Below are 1,531 nucleotides of genomic sequence, written 5' to 3' on the forward strand. Positions count from 1 at the left end.
GCGCGCTGAGCACCTCGGGATTGACGACGATTTTCGCCATGGCGAACCTCTCCTCGTTCCGTGGTCCCACGACCCAGGGCCAGCGGGTTTCGGTTGTGTGCACCGGGGATTGTTGTGTCATTGGGATTGTTCGCGGTGGTCGGTGGAGTCGGCCATGGGCCCCGCGGACCATCTTTCCCCTCCACGAGGGTTCTCCGAACGCGCGAGAACACCCGTGACCTGCACTTTCCGTGGGCCGGGGGCTGACCCACCCCACCATCCGCCCGGCCGGGCATTGCCATCGACCAGGAACACGCGGAAAGTTGGGCGTGCGCCGACATCCGGCCGAGACTTCGGTCATTCCTGATGGGGAGACGACAGTGCCACGCACCGAGGGGGAAGACCGGATCCGGTGGATATTGTCCCGGCTGGCCGCGCGCCGGGTACGCTGGTCGGTCGCCGTGCCGCTGGTACTCCTTCTTGCCGGCGGCTCCGTCGTCCTCCTGGTAGGGCAGAGCGCGGGCACTGCCGTACTGCGTCTGGGGAATGCCGGCGTGTGGCTGGCCAGCAGCGCCCAGGGAATGGTCTCGCACATCAACGGCCCCTCCGGGCTCGTTGACGCCACCACCCGCGTCAGCAACGCCAAGGACCCCAAACTGATCATCGCCCAGGAGGGTTCCAGCGTGTTGGTCACCGACACCAGCACCGGCATCGTCAGCCGGATCGACCCGGCCACGCTGATCCCAGCCGAGCAAAAGAACTTCAGAACCGGCATCACCGTGGTCACCGGCGACGACCAGGCCTATGTCGTCAACGACCAGACCGGCCGAGTCACCCGGATCGACCCACAGACCCTCGACGTTCTGGGCTCGCCCGTCGACCTCGGCGCCCCCATAGCCGGCGCCGGGATGGCCGACGACGGCACACTGTGGGTAGCGCTGCCCTCCGGGGGAAAGCTCGTCCCGATCCGCCACGGCGCGCCAGGAAGCGCGGTCACGGTCTCCCGACCAGACGACCAGGTGTCACTAACAATCGCCGACGGCCACCCAGTCGTGGTCAACGCCTCCGACGGAACCCTGGTCGGTGTCCGCGACGGGCACCCGACAGCGCCGCTGCGCCTACCCAGCCAGGGTCGCCCCCTGAAGGTCGCGCCCCGCGTCGACAGCCCGGTGGTCCCGATCACTGTCGGCGGGACGGACACTCTGCTCCTCGCCGACTGGACCGCTGGCACGGTCGACACCGTCGAGATCGGTTCACAGCACCCCTCTGACAATCTCGGCGCGCCGGTCACCGCCAACAACCGGGTCTATATACCCGACAACGGGACGGGGCGCCTGCTCGTCTACGCGACCGATGCCGCCGCGTTCGTTGATCCGATCAAGATCACCTCCGGAGAGCCGGCCGGTGAACTCGCCGTCACCGTCAAGGACGGAACGGTCTGGGTCAACGACCCCGACGGCACCGAAGCCGCCGTGATCAGACCGGACGGCTCTGTCCAGAAGATCAAGAAGCTGTCGGTCGCACCCGGACCGACGAACGGACCGACCACAAA

At 67.5% G+C, this 1,531-nt stretch carries 1 pseudogene; it reads left to right on the forward strand.

Annotated elements, in window-relative coordinates:
- Positions 1-359: 359 nt before the first annotated feature.
- Positions 360-1,531: pseudogene (locus tag U9980_RS14860) on the forward strand (hypothetical protein); the annotation flags it as partial.

This window comes from Protofrankia sp. Cr1 (assembly GCF_963555865.1).
GTDB lineage: Bacteria > Actinomycetota > Actinomycetes > Frankiales > Frankiaceae > Protofrankia.